Origin of the sequence: Lacinutrix neustonica, from assembly GCF_026625145.1 — a bacterium.
Taxonomy (GTDB): Bacteria; Bacteroidota; Bacteroidia; order Flavobacteriales; family Flavobacteriaceae; genus Lacinutrix; species Lacinutrix neustonica.
In genome coordinates, this window is the sequence record NZ_CP113088.1 from 1698037 (window position 1) to 1716876 (window position 18840).

Annotated in this window: 11 protein-coding genes, 2 tRNA genes and 7 pseudogenes; 13 read left to right on the plus strand and 7 right to left on the minus strand. The window is 37.0% G+C overall.

The features are described from left to right. The first annotated feature begins 53 nt into the window (after positions 1–53). The 3 genes and pseudogenes from N7U66_RS09445 (at position 54) to msrA (ending at position 2715) form a co-directional block, all read left to right on the plus strand. Positions 54–1149 (plus strand): annotated as a pseudogene (locus tag N7U66_RS09445) (Nif3-like dinuclear metal center hexameric protein). 3 nt (positions 1150–1152) lie between these two features. Continuing rightward, a complete protein-coding gene (locus tag N7U66_RS09450; RefSeq protein WP_267678288.1) occupies positions 1153–1932 on the plus strand; it encodes a zinc ribbon domain-containing protein in 780 nt (259 codons plus the stop codon). 117 nt (positions 1933–2049) lie between these two features. Beyond that, positions 2050–2715, plus strand: a pseudogene (gene msrA, locus N7U66_RS09455) (peptide-methionine (S)-S-oxide reductase MsrA). An 84-nt stretch (positions 2716–2799) separates the two neighbouring features. Here the strand turns inward: msrA and N7U66_RS09460 are convergent. Continuing rightward, positions 2800–3599: pseudogene (locus N7U66_RS09460) on the minus strand (class I SAM-dependent methyltransferase). 61 nt (positions 3600–3660) lie between these two features. Between N7U66_RS09460 and N7U66_RS09465 the strand changes: the two are divergent. Next, positions 3661–4317 (plus strand): hypothetical protein, encoded by a 657-nt coding sequence (locus N7U66_RS09465; RefSeq protein ID WP_267678289.1) that lies wholly within the window; start codon positions 3661–3663, stop codon positions 4315–4317. 29 nt (positions 4318–4346) lie between these two features. Here the strand turns inward: N7U66_RS09465 and N7U66_RS09470 are convergent, their stop codons facing one another. Further along, positions 4347–4766: a (4Fe-4S)-binding protein gene (locus N7U66_RS09470; RefSeq protein WP_267678290.1), complete on the minus strand. Its 420-nt coding sequence runs from the start codon at positions 4764–4766 to the stop codon at positions 4347–4349. Positions 4767–4886: 120 nt separating this feature from the next. Between N7U66_RS09470 and kynU the strand changes: the two are divergent. From kynU to N7U66_RS09510, 8 genes and pseudogenes are all read left to right on the plus strand, one after another. After that, positions 4887–6147 (plus strand): annotated as a pseudogene (kynU, locus tag N7U66_RS09475) (kynureninase). Positions 6148–6273: 126 nt separating this feature from the next. Then, positions 6274–7689, plus strand: a complete 1416-nt coding sequence (locus N7U66_RS09480; protein ID WP_267678291.1) for an FAD-dependent oxidoreductase — start codon at positions 6274–6276, stop codon at positions 7687–7689. A 95-nt stretch (positions 7690–7784) separates the two neighbouring features. After that, a pseudogene (locus tag N7U66_RS09485) lies at positions 7785–8190 on the plus strand (RidA family protein). Continuing rightward, on the plus strand, positions 8190–9629 hold the full coding sequence (locus N7U66_RS09490) for an aldehyde dehydrogenase (protein WP_267678292.1): 1440 nt from the start codon (positions 8190–8192) through the stop codon (positions 9627–9629). Before N7U66_RS09485 ends, N7U66_RS09490 begins: the two are co-directional and overlap by 1 nt. 210 nt (positions 9630–9839) lie before the next feature. Continuing rightward, a pseudogene (locus N7U66_RS09495) lies at positions 9840–10551 on the plus strand (SDR family oxidoreductase). 178 nt (positions 10552–10729) lie between these two features. Beyond that, on the plus strand, positions 10730–11263 hold the full coding sequence (locus N7U66_RS09500) for a 3-hydroxyanthranilate 3,4-dioxygenase (protein ID WP_267678293.1): 534 nt from the start codon (positions 10730–10732) through the stop codon (positions 11261–11263). A 122-nt stretch (positions 11264–11385) separates the two neighbouring features. Continuing rightward, positions 11386–12471: an amidohydrolase family protein gene (locus N7U66_RS09505; protein WP_267678294.1), complete on the plus strand. Its 1086-nt coding sequence runs from the start codon at positions 11386–11388 to the stop codon at positions 12469–12471. Between the two features lie 85 nt (positions 12472–12556). Continuing rightward, the gene (locus N7U66_RS09510) at positions 12557–13198 is read left to right on the plus strand and encodes an O-methyltransferase (protein WP_267678295.1); all 642 of its coding nucleotides are present in this window, start codon (positions 12557–12559) and stop codon (positions 13196–13198) included. Between the two features lie 86 nt (positions 13199–13284). Here the strand turns inward: N7U66_RS09510 and N7U66_RS09515 are convergent, their stop codons facing one another. Further along, positions 13285–13485 (minus strand): dodecin family protein, encoded by a 201-nt coding sequence (locus tag N7U66_RS09515; RefSeq protein WP_267678296.1) that lies wholly within the window; start codon positions 13483–13485, stop codon positions 13285–13287. A gap of 112 nt (positions 13486–13597) precedes the next feature. Then, a pseudogene (locus N7U66_RS09520) lies at positions 13598–14499 on the minus strand (NifU family protein). A 269-nt stretch (positions 14500–14768) separates the two neighbouring features. On the opposite strand from N7U66_RS09520, the gene N7U66_RS09525 reads away from it, so the two are divergent. Then, positions 14769–15779, plus strand: a complete 1011-nt coding sequence (locus tag N7U66_RS09525; RefSeq protein WP_267678297.1) for a PorP/SprF family type IX secretion system membrane protein — start codon at positions 14769–14771, stop codon at positions 15777–15779. A gap of 166 nt (positions 15780–15945) precedes the next feature. Here N7U66_RS09525 and N7U66_RS09530 read toward each other — a convergent pair. From N7U66_RS09530 to mutS, 3 genes are all read right to left on the minus strand, one after another. Further along, a tRNA-Leu gene (locus N7U66_RS09530) sits at positions 15946–16029 on the minus strand. Positions 16030–16056: 27 nt separating this feature from the next. After that, positions 16057–16128 (minus strand) — tRNA-Gly (locus N7U66_RS09535). A gap of 91 nt (positions 16129–16219) precedes the next feature. Further along, positions 16220–18838, minus strand: a complete 2619-nt coding sequence (gene mutS / locus N7U66_RS09540) for a DNA mismatch repair protein MutS (protein WP_267678298.1) — start codon at positions 18836–18838, stop codon at positions 16220–16222. Positions 18839–18840: the final 2 nt, after the last annotated feature.

Sequence of the window (18840 nt, forward strand, 5' to 3'; positions counted from 1 at the left end):
GTAAAAATTTTATCTTTGTTAAACCATTTATCATAACCAATTCCTATAAATATATGATTATTCAAGATGTTATCAATCATTTAGAAGACTTTGCACCTTTAGCCTATGCCGAAGATTTCGACAACGTTGGGCTTTTAGTAGGGGACAACAAATCTAAATTAACAGGTGTTTTAGTGACTTTAGACACTCTAGAAGCGGTTGTGGACGAAGCCATTGAAAACAACTGTAATCTTATTGTGAGCTTTCACCCCATTATTTTTAAAGGTTTAACAAAACTTACTGGTAAAACTTATGTGGAGCGTACCGTACAAAAAGCCATCAAACACGATATTGCCATTTATGCTATTCATACGGCTTTAGACAACCATGCAAATGGTGTCAATGATATGATTTGTGATCAATTGGGATTAGTGGACAGAGCGGTATTACTTCCACAAGCCGAAACCATAAAAAAACTCACCACATTTGTTCCAAGCGCTGAAGCCGAAGTGCTCAGACAAGCAATTTTTAATGTTGGCGCGGGGAATATAGGAAACTACAGTCATTGTAGTTTCAATGTTGACGGTATGGGCACCTATAACGGTAACGACGCGTCAAACCCTACCAAAGGTAAGAAAGGAGACACGCATCGGGAAAAGGAAACACAAATTAGCATCACGTTTCCAAAACATTTAGAAGCAAAAGTTATCGAAACACTATTTAAAAATCATTCTTACGAAGAAGTGGCTTATGAAATTATTACTCTTGAAAATAAAAATCAAAATATAGGGATAGGTATGATTGGTACATTAGAACAACCACTATCTGAAACCGATTTTTTTGACTTTTTAAAACATAAAATGAAGGTCTCCATCATTCGCCATTCAAAATTATTAGGCAAGCCCATAAAAAAGGTCGCCGTGTTGGGTGGTTCTCGGCAGTTTTGCTATGGCCGCAGCCAAAAACTTAAAAGCCGATATATTTATTACTGCAGATTTGAAATATCATGACTTCTTTTCGGCCGAGAACAGTCTCGTTTTAGCAGATATTGGACACTATGAGAGTGAGCAATTCACAAAAAATGGTTTAGTAGCGCATCTTACAAAAAAAATTAGTAATTTTGCCATCATTTTATCGAACACAAACACCAATCCGGTTAAGTATTATTAAAGTATGGCAAAGACTAAAGAAGTAAGTGTAGAACAACGCTTAAGAGCGTTATACGATCTACAATTAATAGATTCTAGAATCGACGAAATAAGAAGCGTTCGCGGAGAACTACCACTAGAGGTAAGCGATTTAGAAGATGAAGTTGCTGGATTAAATACAAGATTAGAAAAACTTCAAGACAGCTTAGCAACAATCGACACTCAAATAAGCGATAAGAAAAACTTAATTGAAGAAGCAAAGTCTCTAATTAAAAAGTATAGCGAACAACAAAAGAATGTTAGAAATAACAGAGAATTTAATTCGTTAACTAAAGAAATCGAGTTTCAAGAACTTGAAATCGAATTGGCAGAGAAGCATATTAGAGAGTTCAAAGCACAAATCGAGCAGAAAAAAGAAGTTATTGATAAAACTAAGGAGCACACAAAAGAGCGTGAAAGTCACTTAAAGTTCAAAAAAAGTGAATTAGATGCTATATTAAGCGAAACAGCTAAAGAAGAAGAAGCACTTATTAGCAAATCTGAAGAATACAAAAAGAAGATTGAAGAGCGTTTAGTTAAAGCTTACAATCGCATTCGTACTAATGTGAAAAATGGCTTAGCAGTTGTGCCTATTGAAAGAGGTGCTTCGGGAGGTTCGTATTTCACCATTCCACCACAAGTACAGATGGAAATTGGTTCGCGTAAAAAAATCATTACAGATGAACACTCAGGACGTATTTTAGTAGATGAGTTATTAGCTCAAGAACAGAGAGAAAAAATGGAAAAAATGTTTAAAAAACTGTAGTTTCAATTTTAGATTAAATTTAAAGCCTTCATGTTATGAAGGCTTTTTTTTTAACATAAATTTAAACCCAATTAAATTAAGGATCGCTTAATTTATACGACCAAGAAAAAAAACATTATGAAAAAAACACTCGTATTACTGTCGTTCGCCTTACTCTTTAACTGTAAAAACTCAGCTCAAAACAGCGATACCTCTGAAAATCAAACGGATTTAACAAAAGCAACACCCATTGAGGTCCCTTTAGAAAATGGCATGGCTAAAGCCTATTTTGCAAGTGGTTGTTTCGGTGTGTTGAAGCCATTTATGAGAGTGTGAAAGGGGTAAAAGAATCCATTAGCGGGTATGCTGGTGGTCATACTAAAAACCCAACCTACGAAGCTAGCAACACGGGAAGAACGGGGCATGCCGAAGCTGTAGAGATTATTTATGACCCGGAAATTGTTAGTTTTGAAACCTTAGTTGATGTGTATTTTGCTTCTCAAAATCCTACTCAGGTTAATGGCCAAGGTCCAGATAGAGGCTCACAGTACCGATCGATTATTTTTTATCAAAATGAAGCACAACAAGAAATTATTGAAAATAAAAAATTGGCTTTGCAAAAGGAACTGAACAAAACGGTTGCCGCTGAAGTGTATCCGTTTCAAAAATTTTGGGTAGCTGAGAACTACCATCAAAATTACGAAAAATTGCATCCGAGAGAATAGTTACATTCAAAATGTGTCTATTCCAAGACTAAAACGGTTTCAGGCAAAAATGCCTTCTGTTTTAAAAGAAGCCCATTAAGCTTCTTCCATTTCAACTTAAACAAGGTGTTTCCCTTTAGTATTTCCTGTTATGCAAAATGTATCATTGCACATAAAATAAAAGCTATGGTTTTGTGGCTTTTATTTCAAAAATAAGTGGATACAGTTTATTCTTAGTGACATAATTCCCCGAATTGGTTTTTTCTAGTTCGGGCAATACGTTATAAGGACTTTCGTCATGTTCCTTTAAATATTCTATATGTAATCCCGCTTGAGTTAATGCGTTGATGACCTCACTTAAACCATGGTTCCAACCATACTCTTTACTCACCATTTTAGCTTCCGTATTCGCATAAGTGCCTTCATATTCTTCATAAATGGGGTCCTCCTGCATATAGCCATATTTCATAATAGGTGTTCCCTCTAAGTAATCAAACATCCATACTATGGGATGAAATTCTGCCATATAAAAGGTCCCGCCTTTTTTTAACTTTTTAGCAATCATCTTACCCCAAGGTTTTAAATCCGTAGCCAACCAATAACACCATAACTTGTGAAAACGATATCGAAGGTTTCTTTGATATATTCGGGAGTATCAAGTACATTACAACAGATAAAGCGGGCATCAAGCTCTAGCTCTTGATTCAATACTTTAGCTAATTTAATACCCTCATCACTTAGATCTACGCCCACCGCCTTGGCGCCTAACCTACTCCAACTTAGTGTGTCTTGACCAAAATGGCACTGCAAATGAAGCAAAGACTTTCCCTTTACATCCCCTAAAGCGTTCAACTCATAAGACATTAACGAAGTCTTTCCTTTTTTAAAAGCCTCCATGTCATACAGTTCACTAGTCGCATGCACCTTAACTTTAGCATTCCACGTCGCTTTATTCACTTCAAAAAATTCCGAATGATCATTCATTTGTGATTGGTTTAACTCAAAACTAATTAATATTTCTTAGCTTTGAAAGAAAAGTAATAGCATGTATAGATTACTACTTATTAGCCTCATTATATTATCATCCTGTAAGTCTGAAACTAAATCTGTTGAAAAGGAACTTCCTTTAGCGCAGAAAATAGCTAACGCCCATGGTTTTGAACACTGGAAAAATGTTGAACAGATTCAATTTACTTTCAATGTCGACCAAGACACCATGCATTTTGAGCGTTCTTGGACTTGGAACCCTAAGGCTTTTGATGTTAAAATGGTTACTGAAACAGATACTATTGCCTATAACAGATTAAAAATTGAAGAATCAAATATCAATGCCGATCGTGCCTTTGTAAACGATAAATTCACGTTACTTTTCCCGTATCAATTGGCTTGGGATGATGGCACCATTTTAACGGTCCCAATTAAAGCAGAAGCGCCCATTAGTAAAACGCAATTAAATAAAACAACTTTACTGTATGTTGGCAAGGGTGGCTATACCCCTGGTGATGCTTATGATATTTTCTACGACGATAATTACCTTATTAAAGAATGGGTTTTTAGAGAAGGCAACGCGAAAGAACCTACTATGATAAACACCTTTGAAAATTACACGACGTTTAACGGACTTCATTTAGCCCTAGATCATAAAAAAGCCGAAGGGAATTGGAGCCTTAACTTTACCAACGTTTCTGTTACAACCAAATAAAACCGAAAACTCAAAATAAAACAATAGGCTTAACCTTCAAAATTAGCAGCGACATGTGATCCATCACAATAGGGCTTATTTTTGGAAGCACCACATCTGCAAAAGGCGGTTGTTTTATTTTTAGTTTCTTGACCGCCGTCTTTATGAGTCACCTGCAATGTTCCATAAACTAATAACGGCCCATTGTCACGCACCTCAACTTTAGTGTCTAAAACCGCAGTCGCTTGGTCCGCTTCTCCATCCCTATTGTAACTTAGTGCCCCGGATGGACACGCATTCACTTGTTTAATAATCGCCTCGGTCGTTGCCGCATCCATCTTAATCCAAGGTTTCTCCTTTGGCTTAAAGACTTCACCAAGACCTTTTACACAGATTCCGGAATGTATACAAGCCTCAGGCTTCCAAATTACAGTCACCTCACCATTACTATAGTCTTTTGTTTTACTCATAATTTTCCGTTTTACTAAAGATACAAAATCAGTGTAAATATTGCAATCACGTTATGCCTCCCTTTCTAAACTAATTATTCTTATTTTTGTTGGAAACCGAAAATCAATAGAAAGTGTCCAATTACAAATCAGGTCCGAGACTTTGCAAAGCAATTAGATAAAGTAGATCCATTAGCACCTTTTAGAACGCAGTTTCATATTCCAAAAGATAAGAATGGAAATGAATTGATTTATCTCTGCGGAAATTCTCTTGGGTTACAACCAAAAATCACTAAAGAATATATTAATCAAGAACTTGAAGATTGGGCCAACTTAGGCGTCGAAGGTCATACTGAAGGTAAAAACCCATGGTTACATTATCATGAGTTTTTAACAAAAACCATGGCAGAAGTTGTTGGAGCAAAACCTATTGAAGTGGTGGTCATGAACACCTTGACTGCTAATTTACATTTCATGATGGTATCGTTTTACAAACCCACTTCAACGCGATATAAAATTTTAATTGAAGCCGATGCGTTTCCAAGCGATAAATATGCCGTAGAATCACAACTGCGTCATCATGGCTTTGATGATCACGAGGGGCTCATTCTTTGGAAAGCTCGTGAAGGCGAAGAATTAGCAAATTATGAAGATTTAGAAACCATTCTAGAAGCACAAGGCGATACCATTGCTTTGGTAATGATAGGCGGTGTCAATTATTATACGGGACAGTTTTTCGATTTAAAACGCATTACCGAATTAGGACACAAAAAAGGCTGTGTCGTTGGTTTTGACTGTGCACATGGTGCAGGGAATGTGACGTTAGATTTACATAACTCTGGAGCCGATTTTGCCGTATGGTGCACCTATAAGTATATGAATTCCGGACCTGGTAGTTTAAGCGGCTGTTTTGTGCATGAGCGCCATGCGAACAACAAAGACTTAAATCGTTTTACAGGTTGGTGGAGTCATAATAAACAAACCCGATTTAGAATGCGAGATGCCTTTGATCAATTACCAGGGGCGGAAGGCTGGCAATTATCTAACCCGCCTATACTATCCATGGCTGCTATTCGCGCATCTATTGATGTGTTTAAAGCCGCCGGATTTGATAATTTAATCGAAAAATCGAAAAAACTAACCGGTTATTTCGAATTTTTAATCCATGCACTCGATAATCCTGATATCAAAATCATAACACCAAGTCATCCGGAGGAACGGGGGTGTCAATTGTCCATTCAGGTGAAAAATGCCGATAGAGGCTTACATGATCAATTGACTCAAGCTGGTGTGATTAGTGATTGGCGTGAACCGAGATGTGATTCGTTGTGCCCCCGTACCATTATACAATTCTTTTCAAGATGTTTACAATACGGTAGAGCGATTGAAAACCATTTTATAGTAGTATAAAATCATTAACCTTATGATACCCGAAACGGGATTAAGGTATTTAAATATCGAAGAGGTAAAACAAACAGATTGCCAAGGTTCTTTAATAGAGAAGACCTCGTAATGACAATTTCATAATATGAAAAAACAACAAAACATATTAATTATTGGTGCTGGGCTATGCGGTTCCCTTTTAGCTTTACGTTTAGGACAACGCGGTTACAACGTCGCGGTTTACGAAATGCGCCCTGATTTACGCAAAACAGATATTTCGGCGGGGCGTTCCATAAACTTAGCCTTTTCAGATCGTGGTAATAAAGCCATGAAATTAGTGGGTCTAGAAGCTCAAGTAAACGCCCTATGTATTCCAATGAATGGTCGCATGATTCACGATAAAGAAGGACATACTTTTTTATCCAATTACAGCGGGCGCGATCAGGAATATATCAATTCTATTTCGCGCGGAGGCCTTAATGCCTTATTGTTAGATGAAGCAGAAAAACACGCCAATGTCACCATTCATTTCAATAAAAAATGTAAGTCTGTAGATTTTGAAAAGACCACGGCCTTTTTTCAAGATTATACCACCAAAGAAGAATTTATTGAGGACGCCGATTGTATCATTGCAACAGATGGCGCTGGTTCTGCCTTGCGTAAAAGTTATTATTTAGGGAAGAAATTTTTATTTAGCTTTTCACAAAATTATCTCACCCATGGGTATAAAGAACTTAGTATTCTTCCCACGGAAACGGGTGACTATAAAGCCTATAAAAACGCCTTACACATATGGCCAAGAGGCGACTTTATGGTCATTGCACTACCAAATTTAGATGGCAGCTTTACTGTAACATTGTTTTTAAGTTATGATGAAGGCGCCTACAATTTTAATAACTTAACCACTCCGGAGATGGTTACCGAATTTTTCGAAAAGGAATTTCCTGATGCTTTAGCACTCATGCCCAATTTAGTGGCCGATTTCTTTGAAAACCCAACAGCACCTTTGGGTACCGTAAAATGTTCGCCCTGGCATTATAAAGGCAACACTCTATTAATGGGAGATTCGGCACACGCTATTGTTCCGTTTTACGGACAGGGCATGAATGCCTCTTTTGAAGATGTTGTTGAGTTTGATGCGGTGCTAGATCAACAGTTAGAGGATTGGGAAGCCACGTTTACTGCCTATGAAAAAACAAGAAAAAAAGATACCGATGCTATTGCAGATTTAGCGATTGATAATTTTCACGAAATGAAAGCACATACCGCCAATCCTATTTTTCAAGAAAAGCGTAAATTAGAAATGGCTTTTGAAAAGGCATTTCCTAAGGACTATTCTTCAAAATATTCATTAGTAACCTTTAATGAACATATTGGTTATCGAGAAGCCATGCTTCGAGGCAGAGCTCAAGATAAAGCCATTTTAAATATGTTAGCAGATCATGAAATAGATACAACTCATTTAGACGATAAAACACATTTAAAAGCCCTTTTAGATAAAGTAAAAACAGCAACAAATAACATTTTAGACGATGATAATGTAGCCAAAACAATAGGCTAATAATCCCTTCTAAATTTGTAATAATTACCATACTTCTATCGTAGACGTTTTAATTGAGAACAAAAACATACGTAGAAGTAAACAACTAAAAAAGTATGTCAGAAAAAATAGTAACACCAAGAGGCGCCTATCCACACGTAAAACAAGTCGGCGATTTTATATTTGTATCAGGAACCAGTTCTAGAAAACCGAGACAACAGCATTGCTGGAGTTGATGTTATCGATGAGATGGGCACAAAACGTTTAAACGCCTATACCCAAACTCAGGAAGTTTTAAAAAACATAGAAAGAAATTTAGCAAAAGTAGGCGCTACGCTAAAAGATGTCGTAGATGTCACCTCCTTTTTAGTAAACATGAACGATTTTGCAGATTACAACAAAGCCTATAGCGAATTTTTTGAAAAAGAAACGGGGCCGACAAGAACAACGGTTGCAGTGCACCAATTACCACATCCGGATTTGGTAGTAGAGATTAAAGTCATGGCTTATAAAAAACCATAATGAATCTTAAAAACTACATAAACGGCGCATTTAAAAATCCAATTAACAACAATTGGATAGACAATTATGATCCTAGCGATGGAACTGTTTATAGTCAAATTCCAAATTCATCTAAAGAAGATGTTGAATCTGCTTACAAAGCTGCAAAAGCGGCTTTTCCTACTTGGTCAAAAACCACTTTGGAAGAGCGCAGTAGACTATTGATTAAAATTTCAGAATTAATAGAGGCAAATTTAGATCGATTAGCGGTAGCCGAAAGTAAAGACAACGGGAAACCAATTGGCTTAGCTAAAACGGTAGATATTCCACGTTCAGCAAGTAATTTCAGGTTTTTTGGAAACGCGATTACTCAGTTTGCTAGCGAAAGTCATGAAAGTGTTGGTATGCAAGCCATCAATTACACCTTACGCCAGCCTATAGGTGTTGTGGGTTGTATTTCACCGTGGAACTTACCCTTGTACTTATTTACCTGGAAAATAGCGCCTGCCATTGCCGCAGGAAATTGTGTGGTTGCTAAACCTAGTGAAGTTACACCAATGACCGCTTATTTACTAGGTGAAATATGCAACGAAGCCGGTTTACCAAAAGGCGTATTAAATATCGTACACGGCTTGGGAACGACCACAGGACAAGCCATAATTGAGCATGAGGATATTAAAGCGATTTCGTTTACTGGTGGTACAGCAACTGGTGCACATATTGCCGGAGTCGCTGCCCCACTATTTAAAAAATTATCTTTAGAATTAGGTGGAAAAAACCCAAACATCATTTTTGCTGATTGTGATTATGAAACCATGTTGGACAACACCGTTCGGTCCTCTTTTGCTAATCAAGGTCAGATCTGTTTGTGTGGCAGTCGCATTTTTGTTGAAGCCTCTATTTATGAACGCTTCAAAAAAGATTTTGTAACACGGGTAAAAGCATTGAAGGTGGGGCACCCCTCTGAACCAGCGACTAATATTGGTGCTTTAGTATCAAAATCCCATTTAGAAAAAGTAAAAGACTACATAAACATTGCACAAGAAGAAAACGGAACCATTCTTTGCGGAGGCAACTCCGTTACGGTAAAAGGTTATGAGCACGGCTACTATTTGGAGCCTACAGTAATAGAGGTACCCACTGATGACTGTCGCGTGAACCAAGAAGAAATTTTTGGTCCCGTAGTAACCTTGATGCCCTTTAAAACAGAAACAGACGTGTTACATATGGCTAATAAAGTAAAGTACGGACTCTCGGCAACCTTGTGGACTAACGATTTAAAACGTACCATGAAAATGAGTCACGCGTTACAAGCAGGTATTGTTTGGGTAAACACTTGGATGCTACGTGATTTACGTACACCGTTTGGTGGTGTTAAAGCGAGTGGTGTTGGTCGCGAAGGTGGCTTTGAAGCCTTACGCTTTTTTACAGAAGCCAAAAATGTTTGTATAAAGTATTAACTCCTTAGACCGTGGGAATCTCATACATTGAAATATATAATATAAATTAACTGTCATTGCGAGCCTTTGGGCGTAGCAATCGGTTAAAAACAATAGAAAGGCATTACAAAATACCTGCCTCTGAAGAAATAAAAAAATATGGACTTACAACTTAACAACAAATACGCATTAGTTTGTGGAAGCACAGCAGGAATAGGAAAAGCAACAGCTATGGCTTTAGCTGCTGAAGGCACAAACATCACATTAATTGCAAGAAACGAAGACAAACTTAAGCAAGTATTAAGTGAATTGCCAGGACATAGAAACCATGATTATATTGTTGCCGATTTCTCGAATCCAAAAGCGTTAAAAACTAAAGTTTTAGACTATATTTCAAAACATCATGGCTTTCATATTTTAGTAAATAACACGGGCGGCCCAAAAGGCGGGCCCGTTTTTACCGCTGAAATCGATGCGTTTGACAGCGCGTTTACGCAACATTTAAAATGTAATCATGTGTTAGCACAAGCAGTTGTACCCTTTATGAAAGACCAAGGGTACGGGCGTATTGTAAACGTAATTTCTACCTCTGTAAAACAACCACTAGATGGTTTAGGTGTTAGTAACACCATTCGTGGAGCAGTAGCGAACTGGAGTAAAACTTTAGCGAATGAGCTAGGCCAATTTGGCATTACTGTAAACAATGTATTGCCTGGTGCTACAGGTACAGAACGCCTGACTGAAATTATAAAAAACAAATCGGCTAAATCCGGAACGACTGAAGAAGAAGCCGCCAATGCGATGAAACAGTCCGTTCCCGCGAAACGCTTTGCAAAACCAGGAGGAATTGGCTGATGCGATTACCTTTTTGGCAAGTGCTCGTGCAGCCTATGTTAATGGTATTAATTTACCTGTGGATGGCGGACGTACAAAATCGCTATAGTATTTATATTTTAGGTACTAAATCCTGACAGGTCTTTTTTGTATATTAGTACCTTAATTATGCGTTAGGGATAGTAGCGGCATCCTTTTTTGCTTTTCTTGCAAAAAAGATATAGCGTATCCCCCGACCAATACCATGTCTTTCAACATGTTTTGGTAACGCCCAAATAATAAATCAAATGAGCAACTTAGTATCTCCATTAAATTTTAAAGCTTGGATTGAAGAAAACAGACACCTTTTAAAACCACCTGTTGGCAACAAAGTGGTTTGGAAAGATGGCGATTTCATCGTCATGGTCGTTGGTGGTCCTAACAATAGAAAAGACTACCATTACAATGAAACTCCGAAATTTTTCTATCAAGTAGAGGGTGATATTGTATTAAAAATTATAGATAACGGCACCCCTAAAGATGTGCATATAAGAGAAGGTGATATTTACTTATTACCACCAAAAGTACCGCACTCACCTCAACGTGGCGCCAATACTGTGGGTTTAGTGATAGAATATAAACGTCCCGAAGGTATGCGAGATGCACTGCTTTGGTTTTGTGAAAACTGTACGACTAAACTGTATGAAGAGGACTTTACCGTTCAAAATATTGAAACCGATATGCCTAAAATTTTCGACAAATATTACGGCGACAAAGACAAACGCCATTGTCCCAATTGTGGTGAAGTGATGCAACCACCGAGTAAAGTACAAATTGAATAAAGCCATTATTAGATGTTAAAACACTGCTTATCATGAGATCTGTCACTTAACACTGCATATGCCCCGAGCAGAAACATAAAAAGACCATTAATTAGAATACTGCTTTAATAGGAACTACAAAAATGACTAAAAGAAAATTAAGAATAAACGGGCACTCACATTTATTACCGTATCCTGAGGAAATCCCTCAATTCATGCACGACAAGGGTATTTTTTGGGTAGATAAAGACCGAAAGTTTATGCTTCAAAAGGACTGGAGTCGCCCGGTAACGGATTCTAGTTTCTTTTTAGATGAGAAACTGGAATGGATGGCGCGTTTTAACATTGATCATGCTGTGGTTTTGAACTTATCTCAGCTTTATGGCAATGGGTTGCGCGTGGAGGAAATGAAACAGGCGTTGCGTTTTCAAAATGATTTTAATGCTAAAGTGCAGCGTGAAAACCCGAGTAAATTTACTTGTGGCTTTGTGGTACATCCGGGATTTGTGCGCGGTGCCTGTTGGGAAATTGAGCGCTGTGTTGAAGAATTAGGTCTACAATTACTGTGTTTACCAACCCACTATATGGACACCATTGGTACCTGGCGTTGTATTTTTGATGAAGAAAACGAACCTATTTTTGAATTGGCAAACAAATATAACTTAGCCGTAGAAATCCACCCTTATGATGGCGAGAAGTTTATAAAACTGGAAAACACCTCTTGGCGTTTTCATTTAATCCGGATGCTAGCACAATGTGCAGATGCCTATCATTTTTTAACGCTAAATGGCTATCAAGACAAGTATCCTAACATGCGTACCTGCTTCGCACATGGCGGTCAACTCGCTCAAATAAATTTAGGACGTCGTATTCAAGGTTTTGACGGCAGGCCCGATTTGTTCGAGGGTAAAAGCCACCCCGGAAAAGCGGTAGGACATAAGAATATCTTTTTTGACACTTTAGTTCACGATACTGGTGGTTTACAATTACTAATTAAAAATCAAGGCTCTAAACAAGTATTGATGGGTTTAGATGATCCGTATCCATTAGGAGAAATGGAAAGTGAAAAACAATCGTCTTATCCTGGTAAAATTCTCGATTTAGCGATGGAACGCCACATTATTACAGAGATTGAACGTGATGCTATTTGGGAAGACAATGTGATTCAATGGCTATGTGGAGATGATGTGGCAGCAAAGGATAAATTAGTAAAACGGATTTTAGGTTAACTTACTAAGGACATGATTGCAATGAAGCCTTTATTAAAAGAGGCTTTATAGTCGTTTAATAAGGCAATAAACAAGGAAATACACCATGCATTTTATACGCGAAGCACTAGACCAGTATGTGGTTGCACATTCTGAAAGTGAACCCGAATTACTGCAACAATTGACACGAGAAACGTTTCAAAAAATACTACAACCTCGAATGTCTAGCGGACCTTACCAAGGGCGTGTTTTAAGTATGATTTCGAAATTAATTCACCCGGAAAACATACTAGAAATTGGAACGTTTACAGGCTATTCCACGTTGTGCTTAGCCGAAGGATTAAAGCCTAACGGTACGATTGACACCATAGATATAAACGAAGAGCTGTTTGATTTTCAACGCCACTTTTTTGATAAATCTGAATATGGCGCACGCATTTTTCAACATTTAGGCCATGCATTAGAAGTGATTCCAACTCTTGAAAAAACCTTTGATCTTGTATTTATTGATGCCGACAAAGACAATTACGTCAACTATTTCAACTTAATTATTAACCGATTAAAGAAAGGAGGTATCATTTTATCAGACAACGTTTTATGGAGTGGCAAAGTAATTGAGCCCCTTGATACAAAAGATAAAATGACAAAAGCTGTTATGGCCTATAATACACTTTTAAAAGCAGATGACCGGGTTGAAACCGTAGTACTACCTATTAGAGACGGTTTAACGATTAGCCGTAAGAGATAAGTTTACTACAGACTAAGAAAGGCAATAAAAAAACCATCTCTTACTTATTGCAAGAGATGGTTTTTTATATATTAAAGGAATCCCATTTAATCCACTTCAAACGTTATTTTCACATTCACCCTATAGTCGGTTAGTTCCCCATTACTTACGCTAGCGCTCTGTTCTTTTAAATACACTGATCGTATGTTCTTTACGCTCTTTGAAGCTTGTTTTACTGCTTTTTTCGCAGCGTCTTCCCAGCTTTTATCAGAATTCGCTAACACTTCTATTACTTTTAATACTGCCATAATTGTTGGTTTTTAAAGATTAATACTGAACCAAAGTTACAAAGAATTAGATAATTCGAGAACCTTAAAATAGCCAAATGATTGTTAATATTCTCTAAACCAAAAGCTATAACTACCCATTAATAGCCTCTACAGTATTCACTTTTCCTACTAGCATTTCCTTTAACATATTTTCTATTCCATTTTTCAAAGTAAAGGTCGATGATGGACAACCACTACACGCCCCTTGTAAAATAACTTTAACAGTTTTAGTAGTTTCGTCGTAAGATTGGAATTCAATATTCCCACCATCACTGGCTACAGCTGGTTTTACATACTCCTCTAAAATATTGATTATTTCTTTTGAAGTATCGTCTAATGTTTCAAAATGTGCATCAACCTTTTCAGCAGTTTTAGCGATTGTTTCGGAGCATTGACAGCTATAATTTCTTTCCCATTTTCTATATATGATCTAATAAATTCGCGAACCTCGTTAGTGATATCATTCCAATCTGCTACGTCATATTTGGTGACTGATATATAATTTTCATCAATAAACACACTTTTTACAAATGGAAAATGAAATAGCTCCGTGGCCATAGGTGAGGCCTTTGCAGCGTCAATTGAAACAAACTCATAAGTAGCTGTCACCAGTTTTTTATTAGCTACAAATTTCATTACTGAGGGATTAGGCGTACTTTCAGCATACACCGTTACTGGCACTTTTTTAGGCGCTTCATCCTGATTAATGACAATGCCATCGGCATTGAGGTAGTCTTCAATTTGTTTTCCTACTTCAGCTTGGACATCCACCCATTCTACAATACTAAACCGCTCGATTGCAACAAAATTACTAGTAATATAAACTTTCTTAACAAAAGGTAAGTAGAATAATTGTTGCGCTAATGGTGATGCTTTTGCTTCATCAATATTATTAAATTCGAAACTTTGATGTTGTGTGATAAACTGATTTATTTCGAATTTTAATATAGAAGGGTTTGATGTTTCCTGGATGGTGACTTTAAACGTATTCATTTGCAATAAAAATTTTATGCAAAAATACTAAAAGAAAGTAGAGATATCTATATATTTGAAGATTAAAGGCCAATCTAATGTGTTGAAAAATAGGGTGTATTTTACGCAAAGCTTTTCGCCTTATTAGTAGCTTTAACTTTTGTTCATTAAATAATATCAATGAAAGTTCTATATTTGACTTCGATATCATTTATTGATAAAAACACGTTATGAATAGCGTTTACTATTTATTTGAACTAAAATCAAGCGAATCTGCACCTAAAAAAATTATGAGATTAAAATTAATATTCATACTAACAATTACTTTATTAATGAATAGTAGGGTTGCAGAGGCACAAGAAGGGCTTCCTGTCTATTCAGATTACTTAACAGATAACTATTACTTAATTCACCCATCTATGGCTGGTGTTGCCAATTGTTCTAAAGTTAGAATCACTGGTCGTCAACAATGGTTTGGAGATGAGGATGCCCCTGCACTAATGACAGCGAGTATTAATGGGCGCATAGGAGAGTCTCAATCTGGTATTGGAGGCATTGTTTATTCTGATAAAAACGGATACCATTCTCAAACTGGCGCCTATGCTACCTACGCCCATCACCTTATGTTTTCAAGAAACGAAGTCGACTTAAACATGCTCTCTTTTGGTTTGAGTGTTGGAGTTATACAGTACAAATTGGATGAATCGAAATTCTTAGAGGATGGCTTCGACCCACTTATTTCGGGTATCGAGCAATCGGCTACTAATTTTAATGTGGATTTTGGTTTTTCATATCATCTATATAATTTTTATGCCCATGCGACTGTTAAAAATTTGCTAGAAAATGACGGTGTAAACTTTAACGAACAAGGTTTGAGTTATCAAAACTTAAGAACGGTTTTGTTTTCTTTAGGCAACACCTTCAGTAATTATAGTAATGATTGGAGCTTTGAACCCTCTGTTATGTTTATGTACAGGGATGCCACTAAGGAAGCTTCTTTTGATGCAAATCTAAAAGCATATAAAACCACAGAATTTGGTAAACTATGGGGAGGCCTCTCTTACCGAAGAAGTCTAGATGGCGCTGAGTTTTTAGATGGAACAGGCATTAATAGTCAAAAACTGCAATACATTACACCCATTCTTGGTGTTGACTTAAATAACTTCATGTTTGCTTACACCTATAGTTATCAAGCTAATTCAGTAGTCTTTAACAACGGTGGCTTTCATCAAATAACGTTAGGCTATAACTTTGGTTGTAGAAAAGAACGTTACAGCTGTAATTGCCCTGCGGTTAATTAAGTAAAAACAACCTTAACAAAAACCCACCAAAAGCTAGCTATTGGTGGGTTTTTATTTTTATAGCGTTTGTAAGGGTTTCCCCTTTAGGGGTTTAAAGTGAAACAGATAAATTTATATGAAAAAAGGGTATAAAAAAAGCCTTTATCAAAAATGATAAAGGCTTTAGTACTCGGGACGGGACTTGAACCCGTACGTCCTAATGGACATTGGATTTTAAGTCCAACGTGTCTACCAATTCCACCACCCGAGCGTGGAATATTTTTAAGAAAAATCTCAGAGCGAAAGACGGGATTTGAACCCGCGACCCCCACCTTGGCAAGGTGATGCTCTACCCCTGAGCTACTTTCGCAGTCTTTTAAATGAACTAACAATATTGCTATTGCGGTTGCAAATTTAAAACTTTTCTCCTAATACCAAAGGGTTTTTTAAAAATAATTAAATTAATTTTTTACTGCTTTGGTCTTCACCAACATACGTTTGATTTCATTTAGCTTCATAAGAGCCTCAATGGGTGTTAATGTATCAATATCGGTTAAAAGTATCTCCTCCTTTATCTGTTCTAACAACGGATCGTCTAAATTAAAGAAACTCAGTTGCATTTCATCCTTTATAGACTTTACCTTATCTGTAAGTTCTTCGCTGGAATGCGACTGCTCTAATTTTTTTAGAATCTTATTGGCGCGGTGCAATACTTGCTGAGGCATCCCTGCTAATTTAGCAACATGAATACCAAAACTGTGTTCACTACCACCTTCCACCAGCTTTCTAAGAAACAGCACATTATCTTTTAATTCTTTAACCGACACATTAAAATTCTTTATTCTTGAAAAGGTCTCGGTCATTTCATTAAGTTCATGATAATGCGTTGCAAATAATGTTTTCGCTTTAGCTGGATGCTCATGCAGGTACTCACTAATGGCCCATGCTATGGAAATACCATCATAAGTACTCGTTCCTCTTCCTATTTCATCTAAGAGCACTAAACTGCGTTCTGACATATTATTAAGAATGGAAGCGGTCTCATTCATCTCTACCATAAATGTAGATTCTCCCATAGAAATGTTATCACTAGCCCCTACTCTAGTGAAAATTTTATCTACCAAACCAATTCTAGCTGTTTTGGCTGGCACAAAGCTTCCTATTTGAGCTAATAAAACAATCAATGCTGTTTGCCGTAAGATAGCAGACTTTCCGGACATGTTAGGCCCGGTGATCATAATAATTTGTTGCTGTTCTCGATCTAAAAAAACATCGTTAGCAATATATTGCTCGCCAAGAGGCAGCTGTTTCTCGATCACGGGATGACGGCCTTCTTTAATTTCTAAATCGTAAGAATCATCAATGTTTGGATAGCTATAATTATTGTCGTTGGCCAGTTGGGAAAAACCACAAAGGCAATCTAATTGACCAATGAGATTCGCATTTTGCTGCACGGGTTTGATATATTGGTTCATCCACACCACTAAATCACCAAACAACTGTTGTTCTATAGCTAAAATACGTTCTTCGGCGCCTAAAATTTTAGACTCATAGGTTTTCAATTCTTCAGTTATATAGCGTTCTGCATTGACAAGGGTTTGCTTACGAATCCATTCCTCAGGCACCTTATCTTTATGTGTATTGCGCACTTCAATATAATAACCAAACACGTTGTTAGAGGCTATTTTAAGCGACGTAATTCCCGTACGCTCACTTTCACGCTGTAGCATTTTGTCCAAATAGTTTTTTCCGGAGGTAGACAAGCCTCTTAATTCGTCTAACTCCTCAGAGAAACCAACCGCAATGGTATTTCCTTTTAAAACATTAACTGGGGCTTCTTCATTTAAGGTTGTCTTTATTTTTTCACGTAATATATCGCAACTCTGCAGCGTATCACCAATGATTTTTAGCGATTCGTTATCACAATTAGTTGCTAACGTTTTTATTGGAACAATGGCTTCTAATGAGTTTTTAAGCTGAATGACTTCTCTAGGACAAACCTTCCCTGTTGCTACCTTAGAAATCAAACGCTCTATATCGCCAATAGACTTGATGTGACTCTGTATTTTCGCGTGTATTGTTTTCTCTTCTTTTAAGAAAGACACCACTTCATGACGTTGTTTTATTTTTTCAACATTTTTTAACGGAAGCGCCAACCAACGTTTTAATAAGCGGCCGCCCATTGGCGAAATGGTTTTATCAATAACATTTAGTAGTGTGACTGCATTATTATTTGTCGAATTGTAAAGCTCAAGGTTTCTTATGGTAAAACGGTCCATCCACACATATGCATCTTCAGCAATTCTTGAAATGGATGTGATGTGTTCTAATTTTTTGTGTTGTGTTTCGCCTAAATAGTGCAAAATAGATCCCGAAGCAATAATGCCTTCGTTTAAGTCTTCGACTCCAAAGCCTTTAAGCGATTTTGTGTTGAAATGTTTTAGTAAGGTTTCATTCGCATAATCTGTATGATAGACCCACTCTTCTAGATTAAAGGTGTGGAAATCTTTACCAAAGCATTCATTAAACTTAAGGCGTTTCTGTTTTGAAACTAAAATTTCGCTTGGACTAAAATTTTGAAGAAGCTTATCTATGTATTCTTGATTTCCTTGTGAGGTTAAAAACTCGCCGGTAGAAATATCCGGAAAAGCAACACCTATCGTGTTTTTTCCAAAATATACCGAACATAAAAAATTATTAGATTTAGATTGCAACACCTCATCATTTAGTGCTACTCCAGGCGTAACCAACTCTGTTACGCCTCGTTTTACAATATTTTTTGTTAGTTTAGGATCTTCTAATTGATCACAAATGGCCACACGCTCACCTGCTTTTACTAGTTTAGGCAAATACGTATTTAATGAGTGATGCGGAAAACCTGCCAATTCTGTTTCTGTCTCACTCCCTGCGCCTCTTTTAGTTAAAATAATCCCTAATATACCAGCAGCTTTTATCGCATCGCTCCCAAAGGTTTCATAAAAATCACCGACACGAAACAATAATAAAGCGTCAGGATACTTTGCTTTTATAGCATTGTATTGCTTCATTAAAGGTGTTACTTTTTTTGTTTTTGCTGCCAAAG

Coding starts and splice junctions, on each gene's coding strand:
- N7U66_RS09450 (WP_267678288.1), top strand. CDS start 1,153: ATGGCAAAGACTAAAGAAGTAAGTGTAGAACAACGCTTAAGAGCGTTA.
- N7U66_RS09465 (WP_267678289.1), top strand. CDS start 3,661: ATGTATAGATTACTACTTATTAGCCTCATTATATTATCATCCTGTAAG.
- N7U66_RS09470 (WP_267678290.1), bottom strand. CDS start 4,766: ATGAGTAAAACAAAAGACTATAGTAATGGTGAGGTGACTGTAATTTGG.
- N7U66_RS09480 (WP_267678291.1), top strand. CDS start 6,274: ATGAAAAAACAACAAAACATATTAATTATTGGTGCTGGGCTATGCGGT.
- N7U66_RS09490 (WP_267678292.1), top strand. CDS start 8,190: ATGAATCTTAAAAACTACATAAACGGCGCATTTAAAAATCCAATTAAC.
- N7U66_RS09500 (WP_267678293.1), top strand. CDS start 10,730: ATGAGCAACTTAGTATCTCCATTAAATTTTAAAGCTTGGATTGAAGAA.
- N7U66_RS09505 (WP_267678294.1), top strand. CDS start 11,386: ATGACTAAAAGAAAATTAAGAATAAACGGGCACTCACATTTATTACCG.
- N7U66_RS09510 (WP_267678295.1), top strand. CDS start 12,557: ATGCATTTTATACGCGAAGCACTAGACCAGTATGTGGTTGCACATTCT.
- N7U66_RS09515 (WP_267678296.1), bottom strand. CDS start 13,485: ATGGCAGTATTAAAAGTAATAGAAGTGTTAGCGAATTCTGATAAAAGC.
- N7U66_RS09525 (WP_267678297.1), top strand. CDS start 14,769: ATGAGATTAAAATTAATATTCATACTAACAATTACTTTATTAATGAAT.